Here is a 14,930-nt window from a genome sequence, read left to right on the forward strand (position 1 = left end):
GAACAATTTGTATTCACTAACAACGTCAGTTGGCTAGGTGACCCTCGGCTTAATAAGGGTCACTCTAAGTAAAGCACGATGCGTGCCAACTTTAAAAAAGCCGTTTTTTAGTAGATCCAGATGCATATCGTTGCTTTATTAACCATTAATTTCGCAAACTGCATTTGCAAAATGCAACATCATGCAAATATGCCACTGAATGCACTGCTAATAACGACTCTCTCAGCAAAGTGTCTGTGAACATATGAAGTCACATATTCTTGCACCTCAATGATGATGAGATTTCGGGCTCCCAACTTTACCATTCCTCTAACCCCTTATTGAAACTGGGTTCAGGCTCATCCGCCATGCTTTTGTTGATACATTCTCTCATCGGCTATTTTCATCATTTGCTCAGGAGATGACATTTTCGGGTCAAATATCGCGTACCCAATACTGGCTTTCAAATAGATAAGCGTTTCATCGTAAATGACGGGCGTCGAGCATAGCGCTAATCGAAGTTTTTGTAGAAGGGACTGAACATTTTCTTCCGTTCCAGGGTGATGGACTACAACTAAAAACTCATCACCGCCCATTCTGGCCACGATGTCTGATTTACGCAGAGAGCTTTTTACCCTTTCAGCCGTAGCGATTAAAACTTTGTCACCTGCGTCGTGACCATAGGTATCGTTAATGTGTTTAAACCTATCTAGGTCAATATTAATTAAGGCGAAGCTATAACGCTTTTTATAACGTTTCGCTATTTCGAACTGCTGCTTGTAAAACTTCATAAAATAGCGACGGTTTGGTAAATTCGTGAGTTCATCGTGTAAAGCTCTGTCATCTGCAATGGTATACAGTCGATAAATGGCGAACAGCGCGAGGCTAAGTGCGAATATAATGGGATAGCCGATTACTCTAGCTAAATGCAACTGATGCCAAGAGATTTGGCGATCAGCTTTGCCTCCAGAGAAAACCACCATACTCCACCCACCATAAGGAAAATGAACCATCTCTTTTGCATATACCATGCTATTTACACTTTGCGCGCCAAAGAAAGCATCACCAAATGAGCCACCGCTATCGTAACCACGGATCATTAAAGGGTAACGATACGAGAAATCAATTACGCCGGTTTCTCTCATCAGAGCATCGAAATCAATCACCGCACTGATCACTCCCCAGTAGTCCTGATTCATTGGAGGATCAAGAAAAACAGGCACACGCACGATCAAACCTCGGCCACCTTGGATCAATGTAACGGGCCCTGCGATGAAAATTTCTTGTACATCCTTGGCTTTTTGCACCTGTACCCACTGCTGTGGCACTGCGCGGTAATCAAGGCCGATTAGGCGCTCATTACCTTGGCGTGGAAATACATGACTAATTACATCATTTTTCGCGATACCGATGATTGTAATATGTTTACTTTTATTTAGGATTCGGTGAGCGGCGATACTCAATTCTTCTTCTTGATTTTTAGGAAGTAACGTAATGAGTGTCGCTAAAGTACTGGCTTTGTAGATATCCGCCATAAGTACCGCTTCCAAATTGGAACGGAGAATGGAAAGTTGTTCTTTGGCCTCAACTTGAACTCGCTCTTTGTGAAGCTCTTGCTGGTTTCGATTTAACAGCTCAATAACCCCAATACACAAAGCGAAAAAGGTGAGGAAGAACAATGCAAAATAGCATCGCTTTCTGGGTAAATAACGCATTTTCTCCCCACAACTCGTATACAACTACGAGATTTTTTATTTATTGTTAAAATTCTTATTATCACAAGAATAACCAATCATAATCAGAAAGGTAACAGTGATTGACAACTTTTATGTTTTAGGTGTGAGATGATGCATCAACAAGGCGATTTATTTGGCGGCGATCTATGGCAAGAAGTAGAAAGAGGAAAACTTTATTATGATCCTCATTTTCTTAGCCATCTTGAGGCGGATAATTACTTTGACCAACTTCGAAAGACACTGCCATGGCACCAAGAACACATTACTATGTTCGGCAAGTCAGTACTTCAACCTCGCTTACAAGCGTGGCACGGTGATGCAGCATATACTTACTCAGGCTTAACCATGCAGCCTCACCCTTGGACTCCTGAGTTAACTCAGCTCAAAGTGCGTTGTGAATCAGTTGCTGATGTCACTTTTAATTCTGTTCTCGCTAACTTATATCGACACGGTCAAGACTCAATGGGCTGGCACCAAGATAATGAACCAGAGTTAGGTAGAAACCCTGTTATCGCATCTTTGAACTTAGGTGAAACACGTCGATTTTTGCTTAGAAATTTACATTGTAAAACTGAGATTGAATATGAGCTTTCTCACGGCTCCTTACTGATTATGGCTGGCGAGCTACAGCATCACTGGAAGCACTGCGTACCAAAAACCGCGAAAACCAAAGATGAACGTATCAACCTGACTTTTAGGCAAATTTTTAACTATTGACTCAGCTTTTACATTCTCAATTAATATTGATGGTAGGTTTAGGTTCAGGACTTCATAGGGAATGGATTTATGCGTATTAAACCTCTTAGCTTAGCGGTCTTACTCTCTTGCTCACTTACCTTTGCAGCTCAGGCATCACAGGAAGAGGTACCGCTTCTCGATAATACTCAATCAGCGCAGTTGATTCGTAGTACCTACGAACAGGAACTGTTCACTTTCCCGGCGTTTAAAGAGGGCCATTTTGGCTTACGCATGTACCGCCAAACATTAGATGAGAAATATCACGCTGCCATTTGGACCGACATGGCACAAGTAGCCAGCCGGTTAAACCAATTTGCTAATGAAGTCGTTGAACCAGAAGACATCATTCTCTATTCATCTCAAAGGCTGACCACGTATCAAGAGAAAGAAACCGAACGAGGTCAGCGACGCTATACCGTGACTAAACACCATCCTGAGTACCTTTATCTTGGTGTGGATTTGCTTGGCGCAATGGCAAGAGCAAACGAATATGGCCTACAACATAAACAAGACAAAACGCTGAGAAAAATTATTAGGCGCTACGATTTCTCGCGTTACGTTACGGACAAAGAGATGATAGAGGCATGGGCAGCTCAGCTTGCAAACCAAGTCTACTGGCTTCGTCAGCTAGGAGAGCAAGATGTGGTCGAGGAATTCACTCAAACCTTCCGGAACACCTACCCCGACGATAAAGATAAGATGCTTTCAGCTCAGCAGTATTGGAACAAACTCTATGGTATGACGCACATCATCTTTGCCGATTCAAAGTATTATCAGGAGCGAGTAAGCGAGAAGAAACACCAATGGATTTATGATTACTTTCGCAACAACATCGACACTATCCTACTGCGCGCCAAAGAAGACGTGATTGCGGAAGTCGGCATTTCGTTTTTGTTAGCAGGCTTGGACCATGATCCGGTCGTAAAGAAAACCCGCCAAGCCATTCGTCACGCAATCAACGCAGAAAAAGGGATGATTCCGTCGGTCGACGGTAACTTTGATCTCAAGTACGGCGAACACCGTAACGTGCTAGCCATCATGCTGCTCGATTGGAAAGGGGTACATAAAGCGCCAACTTATCAAGAGCACCCAGAGGCTTTTAAATCGATACCTTACGGCTTAATGCCCAAGCCTTAGAAATAACAAAACCCGCCATTTAGGCGGGTTTTTAGTGTGTATCTTCAATCTAAATTAGAGAGAGATAAAAATGCCCGCTAAGCACGCACTCATCAGGTTAGCGAGTGTACCAGCAGCAACCGCTTTTAGGCCTAGACTTGCAACATCTTTGCGGCGCTCAGGTGCCATCACGCCGATAGAACCCAACTGAATCGCAATTGAGCCAATGTTCGCAAAACCACACAACGCAAAAGTGATAATAATTTGAGTATGCTCAGACAGTGTCGCTTTGTGCTGCACAAAATCGATAAACGCAACAAACTCATTCATCACCACTTTCTGACCAATGTATGAACCCGCAGCTAGAATTTCGTGGCTTGGCACACCAATCAACCACGCTAGAGGTGCAAACAAATAACCAAAAATCGCTTGTAGCGTTACGCCAGAGAAACCAAGTATCTCGCCCAAGTTTTCTAGCCCCGTGTTCACCATCGCGATAACACTCACGAAAGCGATAAGCATGGTACCAACAGCAACGGCAACTTTCATACCGCCCATGGCACCGCTTGCTAGCGCATCAATAACGTTACTTTCTTCTGATTTATCTAGCTCAATATTGTTGTAATCGCTTGGCGTTTGACGCTCAGGAACGATGATTTTTGCCATCATCAAACTACCTGGTGCTGCCATAAAGCTTGCCGCGATCAAGTATTTGAGGTCGACACCCAAACCAGCATAACCACCAAGCACACTGCCCGCCACTGAAGCCATACCACCAGCCATCACAGCAAACAGTTCAGAGCGAGTCATGTTAGAAAGAAATGGACGAATAAGAAGTGGTGACTCGCCTTGAGATAAGAAAATGTTCCCTGTTGCAACCAAAGACTCTGCTTTACTCGTACCCAAGAACTTCTGAATAGCGCCGCCAATAAATTGAATCACTTTTTGCATAATGCCCAAATAGTAAAGGGCGGAGATAAGAGCACTGAAGAAGATGATGATAGGGAGGACACGAATAGCGAAGATAAAGCCAGAAGAAGCGAGGTCACCAAAGAGGAATTTAATCCCCTCATCAGCAAAGCTGAGTAGCCCCGCGACACCATTACTTAAACTCGCCAGCGCCGCTTGACCCAACGGGAAATAGAGCACCAAAGCAGCAAACCCCATTTGTAGCATCAAGGCGCGAGATACAGTTTTCCAATTGATGGAAGAACGACCCTCAGAAAGTAGGAAAGCACAACCTAGCAGTGCAACAATACCAAATAGACTAAATAGAACACTCATGAGCTGGACCTACTAAACGTTGAAAAAGAAAAAAGAGCCAAAGGAATTGGCAGAAGAAAGGGACAACGCAGTGAGTGATAACTCACTTTTAGATCCAGAATGTAGACAGAACGAATAGTTCGACATCTTATTTTTACCTTATACAAGCAATTGAACGTAGCTGGTCCGGTCCGTGGGGTCATTCACTGCTGGCGAGCATGTTGCTTGGCCTGCTCCATGTGACGGCTTGTATGGGTAAGGGTCCTGAACAACTAAACCCTAATTCCCGCTTAAACGGGACGCAAGTATAGCCAACAAAAAGAGATATTCATCACATTTATTTACGCAAACGTTCAAGCGTTCAAAATTTAGGCAAAAGCACTCTTTCATCGTCATACCATTAATAAAAGTAAGGAAATAAGGATAGGCGTTGATGGTAAAAAACATAAAAGTGACCAATAAATATGCAATCAAACTCGAAAGAGCCAAAATTCGTCATTTTGCTCTCGCCAACAGGTGGATTTTGGTTATAATTCGCGTTGCTTCTTTCGAGGCCTCTGAGTATTCAGAGCATCATGATGCCGAGATGGTGAAATTGGTAGACACGCTAGCATGAGGTGCTAGTGCCTTTGGTGTGAGGGTTCGAGTCCCTCTCTCGGCACCATTATCCTTCTTCCCTAATTTTGTTCGAGTGTAATGCAAAGTTCTAAGCAGGCAAGACAGTCTACAGATGCTAATCAACTTCTGAGTGAGCTTGCGGTTCACGCTTTATTACACCTGCACTTTAAAATTCACGCGTCCTCGCATGGCCTCTCCCTTAAAGAACGTAATGACTTACTTCAGAAATGGCTGAAACCAAAACTGAAGAGTAATCGCTATAAGCTGATTAAAAAGCCGTTAAAGTCTTTGACTCAGCAGGCAAAAGGTGAGAACGGAAATCTGGAAGTATTACTCGAGCGCTGCGTCGGTGCAGACAAACCCAGCAACCCTCAACCCGATCTAGATAGCTACTTGCTGCTGATCAACGAGATTGAGAAGAAACTGGGGACTACCGTGTTATTATCTCGACCGGAAGACGTCGACTTATCTCACGACCAACACGGCTGTTTGCTGTGTGTGCTTTCTGAGAACTTAAATCAGCACTTCGATGATAATAACGCCCTAATCGCTCCTATTTCGATGCTGTTCCGCGGACCAATGAGTCAACGCTCACTTTTCCTTGGCAGCATTTACGCCAGTGGTACCTTCAATTATGAAGTGCAGTATCAAGACGACCAGTTCGTTCGCATCACATTAGAGTTAGCGTAACTGTAACGCTAAGAAATAAACGAATCGAAAAAGGCCGTGAAACTCGCGGCCTTTTGCTTATCTAGATTTAAACTTGAGTTAATCGATCTCTTTAAATCGAGCAGTAAAGTGGCGAAGCACTGGTGGCTCGTACTCGAAAGTGAGCCCTTTTAACTCATGTGCACAATTTTTCAGTTCGATAATCGCATCCGCAATGTAATCCATATGATCGTTTGTGTAGACACGACGTGGAATGGTCAAACGCATCAACTCAAGCTCTGACGCTTTTTGTTTACCCGTTTCCGGATCTCGACCAAGCAGCAACGATCCTATCTCTACTGCTCGAATACCCGCTTCCAAGTACAAAGCATTACACAATACCTGCGCAGGAAACTGATCCGCTGGAATATGTGGCAAAATCTTAGCGGCATCCACAAACACCGCATGACCACCCGTTGGGTATTGAATCGGAATACCGCCTTCACGTAAGCGCTCACCTAAGTATTGAACTTGGCTAATTCTATAGTGAAGAAAATCCTCATCCGCGGCTTCATACAAACCGCGAGCGAGCGCTTCCATATCACGCCCAGCCATGCCACCGTATGTTACAAATCCTTCCATGGGTACGCAGCGCGTCTGCACCGCCTGGAACAACTCCTTATGATCACGAATACAACACATGCCACCAATGTTTACCATCGGGTCTTTCTTAGCTGACATGGTGAGCATATCACCGTACTGGTACATCTCACGGATGATTTCCAGAATCGATTTATTCTCGTAACCCGCTTCACGCTGCTTGATAAAGTAGGCGTTCTCACAGTAACGAGCCGAGTCAATCACCACTGGAATATCGTACTTGGTTGCAATCTCGTACACACTGCGCATGTTTTCCATCGACACAGGCTGACCACCGGAGCTATTACAAGTAATCGTGGTGATAATTGCACAAATGTTATGCGAGCCGTGCGCTTCAATTGTTGCCACCAGCTTATCGATATCAAAATTGCCCTTCCAATCATAAGGCGTAGTGGTGTCGAATGCTTCTTCCGTTACCACGTTAATCGCTTTACCGCCATTGAGTTCAATGTGACCCGCTGTGGTATCAAAATGGTAGTTCGAGATAAAGACTGGCGTTTCGCCACCACGCACCTGACGCATACGCTCAATCAAAGCGGGGAACAAAATTTGCTCGGCACCACGCCCTTGGTGTGCTGGCACGGTGAGCTTATAACCGAAGAAGTGCTCCACTGCATCACACAGGTTGTAGTAATTTCGACTCCCCGCATAGGATTCATCCCCCATCATGATGCCAGCCCACTGATTATCACTCATGGCACCAGTGCCAGAGTCAGTCAGCAAATCGATATAAACATCATCACTACGAAGAAGAAATGGATTATAGCCCGCTTCTTTTAACGCGACTTCACGGTCTGACAAAGTCGTCATTTTGATTGGCTCAACCATTTTGATACGGAAAGGTTCTGGAATACGTTTCATTGTTAATTTCCTTATACGCATTGCCCTACGCAGTTTCACGTAAGACTAAAAAACAAATAGATAGAATGCTTTTCAATGCGATTGCATTGAGGAAATCAACGAGAAGAGATTTTACTAAGAAGAGACAAGCAGTAGTCTAGGTTATACCAGAACGACAGCACCAAACGGCTATCGAGAATATCCTTTATTCTCATCGTCTTCGTCCTCCTGATAAAAATAAAAGGTCAGAAACCCCATGTCTCTGACCTTTTCAATATAGTGTAGTTTTCAATCAATTTTCAGTGAGGTCACCCTCATTTTAAGAAGGTCTCGCCCTTTTCATTCTGCGTTTGATATTACTTTCTTTGACTAAGTAATCGAAAAGTGGCGCGAATAAGTTAGCAAATAGAATCGCTAACATGATGCCTTCTGGATAAGCCGGGTTCAGCACTCGGATAAAAATCGTCATCACACCGATTAATAGTCCGTATACCCATTTCCCGTTATTGGTAAAAGCTGCCGAGACAGGGTCTGTCGCCATAAAGAAGGTACCAAACGCAACCCCACCAATCACGAAGTGCCAGTAGAACGGCATGGAGAACATGGGGTTAGAGTCTGAACCGATCGCATTCAATAGTAGTGAAGCTCCGATTAAACCGACCAACACGCCCGCAACAATTCTCCACGATGCAATCTTCATAAAGATGAGAACCAAGCCTGTTAGTGCGATCAACAACGTGGAGACTTCACCCATCGAGCCTGGTAAATTACCAACAAAAGCATCTCCCCATGAAATTGTTTGTCCTGTCATATTATTTATCAAAGCACTTTGCCCGCCTTCATACCATTGACTAAGTGGAGTAGCGCCAGAGTAACCATCAGCCGCGACCCACACAGCACCACCGGACATGTTGGCAGGATAGGCAAAGTATAAGAACGCTCGCCCTGCTAAAGCTGGATTTAGGAAGTTTCGTCCAGTACCACCGAAAATCTCCTTCGCCACAACAATACCGAAAGTGATACCTAAAGCCGCTTGCCATAGTGGAATTGTCGGAGGAAGGATCAGCGCAAAGAGTATAGAGCTGACAAAAAAACCTTCATTCACCTCATGCTTTCGCACAATAGCAAACAGAACTTCCCAGAAACCACCAACGATAAACACCGTCGCATAAACCGGGAGAAAGTAAGTAGCACCAAGCCACATTTTACTTTCCCACCCCGCTTGTGAAACCGCATCTAACGAGCCCCATACCCAACTCAGTTGCCATGAAGAAACAAGCGCTTGCTGAGCTGAGGCTTGTTCCATTCCATACAACAAGGCATCACTCGCTTGCTGGCCTATGTTGTACATACCCCAGAACATGGCAGGGAAGACCGCCAACCACACCATGATCATAATACGTTTTAAATCGATGCTATCTCGAACGTGAGTCATGCCCTGGTTTACCTTACCAGGCGTGTAAAAAATGGTTTCGACAGCTTCGAAAAGTGGGTAGAACTTGTGATACTTCCCACCTGGACCAAACTTAGGTGTCGCTTTCTCAAAGTAATGTTTAAGGCTCATAACACTCCTCCTTTATCTAAAAGATGGTACGCACATGTGTAAAAAGCGATCGTTTTTTAATCTCTTCGTCTTCCTTCTTCGTATTTCACCTTGTTCGCCACTCTTCTGTCTCCTCTTTAAATCCGGCGAACAGTTTTATCCAACGAAAAAGGGACCGCTCATGGACACACTCGCCATTGACCTAGCTAGATTCCAATTTGCCTTTACTGTCTCTTTCCACATTATTTTTCCAGCTTTTACGATTGGTTTGGCAAGTTATCTCGCTGTATTAGAGGGCTTGTACTTAAAAACGGGCAACAAACAGTACATGCAAATCTATAAGTACTGGCTCAAAATCTTTGCCATCAGTTTTGGTATGGGTGTGGTGAGTGGCATCGTGTTGAGCTATCAATTCGGTACTAACTGGAGCGTGTTTGCCGACAAAACAGGCCCAATCCTGGGCCCGCTAATGGGTTATGAAGTTTTTACTGCGTTTTTCCTCGAAGCGGGGTTTTTAGGCGTGATGCTTTTCGGTATGGATAAGGTGGGTAAGAAGCTTCACTTCGCCGCGACTTGTATTGTTGCATTCGGGACGTTTTTGTCTGCGTTTTGGATACTTTCGGTTAATAGTTGGATGCAAACACCAGCGGGCTACAGTATCAACGAAGCCGGACAGTTTATCCCAGAAGACTGGTGGGCGATTGTCTTCAACCCTTCCTTCCCTTACCGGCTCGTTCATATGTTGCTCGCCGCTTACCTTACTACTGCCTTTGTTGTAGCCGGCGTTGCCGCTTATCACTTACTAAAAGCAAACCATAACCCTCTTGCCAGAATTATGTTCTCGATGGCAATGTGGATGGCTGCCATCGTGACACCAATTCAAATCGTTGCTGGAGACATGCATGGTTTAAACACCCTTGAACATCAACCCGCCAAAGTCGCCGCGATGGAAGGGCACTATGAGTCTCACCAAGGCGCGCCATTGATCCTCTTCGGTATCCCTAACGATGAAGAAAAACGCATGGAATACGCACTGGAAATCCCCAAACTCGGTAGTTTGATCTTAACTCATGACCTCAACGGTGAAGTGAAGGGATTAGATGCTTTTCCAGAGGAGGAACACCCTCCTGTCTCTATCGTTTTCTGGTCTTTCCGAGTAATGGTCGCGCTTGGTTTTGGCATGCTTGTTATTGGTTTGTGGAGCCTTTGGCTAAGAAAACGTCGCAAACTTTTTGATTCAAGGGCACTTCAACGTATTTGTGTCCTGTTTGCCCCAGCGGGGTTCATTGCAGTTTTAGCAGGCTGGATAACTACCGAAGTCGGTCGACAGCCTTACACCGTATACGGTCTTTTAACCACAGCCAATTCGGCATCGCCTATTGATGCCGCCGCGGTGAGCGTCTCCCTGACGGCGTTCATCGTGGTTTACTTTGTGGTTTTTGGAGCTGGCTTCTTCTATCTCCTACGTTTGATGCGTAAGTCTCCAACTCGATATGAAGAAGGCCTAGATAGCCGACTTCCTGATGGCACGAAAACCGATGCCATCACACATTCTAACCATCTAACCTAGGAGCTAACTCATGGATTACGCATTAATTTGGTACGCTTTGATTGGGCTCGCCGTTCTGATTTATGTCGTGTTAGATGGCTTTGATCTCGGTATTGGTATCCTATTCCTCAGCGCTAATGACGATGAAGAGCGCGACATGATGATGAACAGCATCGCTCCTGTTTGGGATGGGAATGAAACTTGGCTAGTTCTTGGCGGTGGTGGGCTTTTTGCCGTGTTCCCCCTCGCCTACGCGGTCATTATGCCAGCACTCTATGCTCCCCTAATTTTAATGCTGCTCGGGTTAATTCTGCGCGGGGTTTCTTTTGAGTATCGCTTCCGAACACAACGCGGAAAGTTTTTATGGGATAGCGCTTTTTTCATTGGTTCACTCACCGCGGCATTGATGCAAGGCATTATGCTCGGAACCCTGCTCCAAGGTATAGAGGTTAGTGAACGAGCATACGCAGGTGGATGGTTTGATTGGCTTTCACCATTTAGCGTATTTTGTGGCCTGGCGCTTGTTTGTGCTTATATTCTGCTCGGTTCATGCTGGTTATTAATCAAGCTTCCAGAAGAGCTGATGGGGCGCTATTACGTGGTCGCGCGACGATGGGGACTAGCGATGGTAGCCTGTATATTCATCGCCAGTTTGTGGCTGCCATTGAGCCAAAATATCGTCTTTGAACGTTGGTTCTCATTACCAAACTCGCTACTGTTTTTCATTTTACCAATTATTACTGCGGCACTTATTTGGCAGTTATTCAAAGCCTTACTCGACCACAAAGCCGTCCGAGCCTACGTTCTTGCGATCGGCCTGTTTCTTGTGTCCGCGATGGGTTTCGGTGTCAGTACATTCCCTTACTTGGTCCCATTCGCACTCACTTATCAAGACGTCGCCGCGCCAGACAAAAGTTTGGCATTTTTACTTGCCGGTGCGGTGGTATTACTTCCTCTGATCATAGCCTACACGGCTTATTCGTACTGGGTTTTCCGCGGCAAGATGAAACGTGGAGAAGGATATCACTGATGAAACTAAAACCCATTTTGTGGTTCATTGGCATTTGGCTGGCAAGCGTGGTCGCCTTGTTTATCATCAGTTCGTTGATACGAACTGCGATATTGTAGGCCCAGAGTCTACTGCACCACATCTGAAGCCATTGAGGTCTATACTCAAGCAAGAGTAAAACAACGGAGTGTTTTTATGACCTTAAAGCGGTTTCTGGTAACTTTGATTCTTTTGACGGTTCCACTGTTTTCACCAAATGCATTGGCCGTAGACAAGCAGATGTCATCCGTCATGAAAAGTAAAATGCGGTCTATTTGCTCCGCAACAGACGAGCAGGGCCATTGGCAACTTGCTGAAGCAACTCCTGACGCCAGACGCTCACTCAACATGGTGCTTTATCAAATGAATGCCGATGATAAATTGAAAGCAATTCATGAGGTGAGAACGAAAATGGTCGGCGGCACCCATTATGCGTTTGAGTTCGAGTTGCAAGATGGTCAGGTCTGGAATGCAATTGTATTGCACAGTGCCCGAGGCGATTACATGATAGAAAGACACGCCAAGAAAGGGGAACTCTGCCCTAAATAGCAATAGACACTACAACTTTACGACACAATAAAGTCGACTGATTCAGTCGCCTTTATTGTTGGTATGTTTAGGTATCGCTTCAAAAGCTTGGGAAAAGTAATAGCTTTCAACCTGAGGCCTAACTAAATCACAAGCTAACCCAAGGTCATCATTTTTTGTGAAAGGTAAATGTTCTGACACTAATTCCTGGGAATCTTTGTCCACGGTCTGGAAAGATTCAACAATTCTAAGTGGCCAGTAAGCTTTATTCTCAGTAACAAGAAAAAAGTAATATTGGAGCTGCTCTCCATGAGTCACGGCATTGTTAATTTCACTTCTAACTTTAACCACTTCGATTTTGCTACCAACACAAGTGAAGTCATATGCATCAGTAATTTCCGCTTCCTTCGCGCCCGGAGTATATACCATATAATCCGATTCAAACTTATTATCAGTCAGCAAATAACCATCGTCGACACTAGTTAACTGAAAGGAAAATGCAGGGTAATGTACTATCAAACAAGCTCCAAAAGCCCTACTTAAAAATTTCTTTGAAAATGCCTTTTTTATACAGTTCGGTAAATATCTCATGTCGTTGTCCATATGAATCTGTATTTTTATTAATAACCCTAGTAATACTATCAGTCACCGTTCTAGATGCTCCCTTATCGGCTTTTAAATATAGCTTATTCTTCAGCCAAAAAATCATAGCAGTCCTGATGGCATATTTAGGTTGAGCAACTAACTGAGGCGAAGAAGAGAAACTCGTATTTTCGTTCCAAATATTTGCGTGTATGCTTTCTGTCGCTAAATAGTTTCCTTTCCCTGTTAACTGTATCATTCCTCTACCGCGATATTTCCATCCATCTCCGGTACTTGCATCACCATTGCCTATTTTCATGGCATAGGCATTATTTGCTATCGCTTCTTGGTTTGCTTTTTGATTGATGGCATTTTTTCTCCCGTGCTTTTCAGCTAACGCCGGCCTATTCCGATAGACTCTGAAAGTGCTTTTCAATCCTTGAACTGAATAATTCAGGTTTTCCTCCATTCTCATTCCAGGACCAACCTCTTTTGCTAATTGAGCGACAAAGTGTGACAGTCTCAGTTCACTGTCTAACTTACATTCAGAGATCTTCATAGAAAGTTCTTTGCTTATAATCACTAAATAGTCTTCTGAAACTTTAGTTTCATTCTTCCATACTTTTCTAAGGTGCTGTTTTGTAATCATAGTCCCTCCATCTGATGAAGATTAAAACTGAAAGAACAAAAAATCACCTATAAAATTTGAAGTTGACATTGTATTACGACATTTTAAAACCATTTCTTACATACTAATTACATTATTGTGCGGCAAATAACATACCAGTCAATATTCTAGAAAAGCATTCTTTTCGCTCATATATTTTAACATGGCTTTTTACTGTTAAACCGTCTCGGTTTTCTCCTCTATCTTCTCATTTACTTTATCGCAAATGTACTCTCCAATAGGCATTGCAGATGTCGCTGCTGGAGAGGGGGCGTTGCAAACGTGCAGGCTTCTGGCGCTTTCGGCAAACAAGAAGTCATGAACCAAGGTTCCGTCGGATAACACCGCTTGCGCACGAATACCCGCAGGATATGGTTTGAGATCGTCTACCTTGATGCTTGGGCAGTATTTATTGACCAGCTTGAGATAGCCCGGCTTCCACCACGAGTTCTTAAACTCATCCAATCCGGTTTTTAGATGCTTTTGTGTCACCTTCCAGAAACCGGAGAAGCTCAGCATTTGCATGGTATCTTGCAAGCTGAAGTTAACCTTGTCGTACCCTTCTCGCTTCCAGCCTTGCACCGCATTTGGACCTACGGTCACACTGCCATCAATCATGCGAGTCAGGTGGACGCCCAAGAATGGCAAATCAGGGTCGGGAATTGGATAAATAAGATGATTCACCACTTGGTCGTGTTTGCTATCTAAGCGGTAGTATTCACCACGATAAGGGATGATTTGGAAATCGGTCGGAATAGACATCATCTTCGTCATGCGATCCGCCATCAAGCCGCTGCAAGTAACCAAGAACTTAGCATTGAGCTGCATGGTTTGACCGTCTGAAATACAGGTCAGTTGAACTTCTTCGTCCTTCTCTTCGGCAGCCACCACTTTGGTTCTCAAGCTGATTTGACCGCCGAGCTTTTTGAACTCTTCCGCCATCTGCTCAGTGACCAAACGATAGTCCACAATACTGGTGGTTTTGACATAAATCGCGCCCAATCCCGTGATGTTTGGTTCAGCCAGTTTAAGTTGAACTTCATCGAGTAGCTTTACGTCGATGCCGTTGACATGGCAGCGCTCATAGAGGGCATTCATGCGTTCGACTTCTTGCTCATTGGTCGCAACCAGTAACTTGCCACAGTTCTCCACCGGAATATCGTGCTCGGCGCAGAACGAAATGGTTCGCTCTACCCCACGCTTACAAAAATCCGCTTTTAAGCTGCCCGGTGCGTAGTACACCCCGGCATGAATCACGCCGCTATTGTGTCCGGTTTGGTGCTGGGCAAAACCGGACTCTTTCTCAACCAATAAAATGGATTTGTCTGGATGACGTTGCTGTAGTTGCCATGCTGTCGACACACCAACGATACCGCCACCAACAATGATGTAGTCATAGACTGATTTCATACGAC

Annotated in this window: 13 protein-coding genes and 1 tRNA gene; 7 read left to right on the plus strand and 7 right to left on the minus strand. The window is 44.5% G+C overall.

What is annotated here, in order from left to right; all coding sequences use genetic code 11:
- Positions 1-338: 338 nt before the first annotated feature.
- On the minus strand, positions 339-1,694 hold the full coding sequence (locus tag R7E51_RS02125) for a diguanylate cyclase (RefSeq protein WP_021035911.1): 1,356 nt from the start codon (positions 1,692-1,694) through the stop codon (positions 339-341).
- Positions 1,695-1,826: 132 nt separating this feature from the next.
- On the opposite strand from R7E51_RS02125, the gene R7E51_RS02130 reads away from it, so the two are divergent.
- Entirely contained in the window at positions 1,827-2,432 is a 606-nt protein-coding gene (locus R7E51_RS02130) for an alpha-ketoglutarate-dependent dioxygenase AlkB family protein (protein ID WP_005374161.1), read from the plus strand.
- Positions 2,433-2,501: 69 nt separating this feature from the next.
- Positions 2,502-3,590, plus strand: a complete 1,089-nt coding sequence (locus R7E51_RS02135) for a DUF3541 domain-containing protein (protein ID WP_017635514.1) — start codon at positions 2,502-2,504, stop codon at positions 3,588-3,590.
- Between the two features lie 54 nt (positions 3,591-3,644).
- On the opposite strand, the gene R7E51_RS02140 is transcribed toward R7E51_RS02135, so the two are convergent.
- Positions 3,645-4,853: a NupC/NupG family nucleoside CNT transporter gene (locus tag R7E51_RS02140; protein WP_017635515.1), complete on the minus strand. Its 1,209-nt coding sequence runs from the start codon at positions 4,851-4,853 to the stop codon at positions 3,645-3,647.
- 559 nt (positions 4,854-5,412) lie between these two features.
- On the opposite strand from R7E51_RS02140, the gene R7E51_RS02145 reads away from it, so the two are divergent.
- Together R7E51_RS02145 and R7E51_RS02150 are read left to right on the plus strand one after the other, a co-directional pair.
- Positions 5,413-5,496, plus strand: a tRNA-Leu gene (locus R7E51_RS02145).
- Positions 5,497-5,528: 32 nt separating this feature from the next.
- Complete coding sequence (locus R7E51_RS02150; protein WP_017819727.1) at positions 5,529-6,140, plus strand: DUF2913 family protein; 612 nt, start codon at positions 5,529-5,531, stop codon at positions 6,138-6,140.
- A 78-nt stretch (positions 6,141-6,218) separates the two neighbouring features.
- Here R7E51_RS02150 and R7E51_RS02155 read toward each other — a convergent pair whose 3' ends face one another.
- Together R7E51_RS02155 and R7E51_RS02160 are read right to left on the minus strand one after the other, a co-directional pair.
- Positions 6,219-7,619: a tryptophanase gene (locus R7E51_RS02155; protein ID WP_203345267.1), complete on the minus strand. Its 1,401-nt coding sequence runs from the start codon at positions 7,617-7,619 to the stop codon at positions 6,219-6,221.
- A gap of 298 nt (positions 7,620-7,917) precedes the next feature.
- The gene (locus tag R7E51_RS02160) at positions 7,918-9,162 is read right to left on the minus strand and encodes an NADH:ubiquinone reductase (Na(+)-transporting) subunit B (protein ID WP_167415761.1); all 1,245 of its coding nucleotides are present in this window, start codon (positions 9,160-9,162) and stop codon (positions 7,918-7,920) included.
- A gap of 160 nt (positions 9,163-9,322) precedes the next feature.
- On the opposite strand from R7E51_RS02160, the gene R7E51_RS02165 reads away from it, so the two are divergent.
- The 3 genes from R7E51_RS02165 to R7E51_RS02175 all read left to right on the plus strand — a co-directional run bounded on the left by R7E51_RS02165 (position 9,323) and on the right by R7E51_RS02175 (position 12,287).
- Positions 9,323-10,711: a cytochrome ubiquinol oxidase subunit I gene (locus R7E51_RS02165; RefSeq protein WP_017635517.1), complete on the plus strand. Its 1,389-nt coding sequence runs from the start codon at positions 9,323-9,325 to the stop codon at positions 10,709-10,711.
- Positions 10,712-10,721: 10 nt separating this feature from the next.
- Positions 10,722-11,720 carry a cytochrome d ubiquinol oxidase subunit II gene (cydB, locus tag R7E51_RS02170; RefSeq protein ID WP_054574502.1) on the plus strand — a complete coding sequence of 333 codons (999 nt, stop codon included), beginning with the start codon at positions 10,722-10,724 and terminating at the stop codon, positions 11,718-11,720.
- A 174-nt stretch (positions 11,721-11,894) separates the two neighbouring features.
- Positions 11,895-12,287 carry a cystatin gene (locus R7E51_RS02175; protein ID WP_206957432.1) on the plus strand — a complete coding sequence of 131 codons (393 nt, stop codon included), beginning with the start codon at positions 11,895-11,897 and terminating at the stop codon, positions 12,285-12,287.
- Positions 12,288-12,329: 42 nt separating this feature from the next.
- Here R7E51_RS02175 and R7E51_RS02180 read toward each other — a convergent pair whose 3' ends face one another.
- The 3 genes from R7E51_RS02180 to lhgO form a co-directional block, all read right to left on the minus strand.
- The gene (locus tag R7E51_RS02180) at positions 12,330-12,857 is read right to left on the minus strand and encodes a hypothetical protein (RefSeq protein ID WP_258490556.1); all 528 of its coding nucleotides are present in this window, start codon (positions 12,855-12,857) and stop codon (positions 12,330-12,332) included.
- Complete coding sequence (locus R7E51_RS02185) at positions 12,802-13,497, minus strand: glycoside hydrolase family 19 protein (RefSeq protein WP_005374179.1); 696 nt, start codon at positions 13,495-13,497, stop codon at positions 12,802-12,804. Before R7E51_RS02185 ends, R7E51_RS02180 begins: the two co-directional genes overlap by 56 nt.
- A 195-nt stretch (positions 13,498-13,692) precedes the next feature.
- Positions 13,693-14,925 (minus strand): L-2-hydroxyglutarate oxidase, encoded by a 1,233-nt coding sequence (gene lhgO, locus R7E51_RS02190; RefSeq protein WP_206957427.1) that lies wholly within the window; start codon positions 14,923-14,925, stop codon positions 13,693-13,695.
- Positions 14,926-14,930 lie beyond the last annotated feature (5 nt).

It is taken from the genome of Vibrio sp. Vb1166 (assembly GCF_033338695.1).
In the GTDB taxonomy this organism is placed as follows: domain Bacteria; phylum Pseudomonadota; class Gammaproteobacteria; order Enterobacterales; family Vibrionaceae; genus Vibrio; species Vibrio alginolyticus.